This window comes from Mesotoga sp. UBA5825 (genome assembly GCF_002432955.1).
Lineage (GTDB): Bacteria > Thermotogota > Thermotogae > Petrotogales > Kosmotogaceae > Mesotoga.
In genome coordinates this window covers 1-445 of the sequence record NZ_DJHG01000067.1, presented here as the reverse complement: position 1 = coordinate 445, position 445 = coordinate 1, and the positions used below count along the sequence as shown (strand labels likewise).

At 46.5% G+C, this 445-nt stretch carries 1 protein-coding gene; it reads left to right on the top strand.

Annotation, left to right across the window (positions count from 1 at the left end):
• Window positions 1-131: 131 nt before the first annotated feature.
• On the top strand, window positions 132-443 hold the full coding sequence (locus B3N33_RS06195; RefSeq protein ID WP_292592549.1) for an MGMT family protein: 312 nt from the start codon (window positions 132-134) through the stop codon (window positions 441-443).
• Window positions 444-445 lie beyond the last annotated feature (2 nt).

Here is a 445-nt window from a genome sequence, read left to right as displayed (position 1 = left end):
CATTTTGACTACCTCCTCGTGGTGCCGTCGGCATTTAAATCGAATTATAGCACGAAGTAAAAGGCGGTAATGGGAGATGCCGTTAATATGTAGATCAGCTCCTCATATAGTACAATTCACTCGGTGAGAATATGGATGATGAAAACACTTCAACCTATAAGAAAATCTACTTGATGGTTCGACAAATCCCACGTGGGAAAGTCGCAACTTACGGTCAGATAGCATCTCTTGTTGGCGGTTGTTCCGCAAGGATGGTGGGGTACGCCATGGCCGGTATCTCCGATGCGACCATACCCTGGCAGAGAGTAATCAATGCACGAGGAAGAATAAGCATTAGAGACCCAAATGGCTATTCGCTTCAAAAGGCGATTCTCGAAAGAGAGGGAGTTGTCTTCGACGAAAGCGATACAATCGATCTCGAGGTCTTCGGTTGGCAACCCTAGTG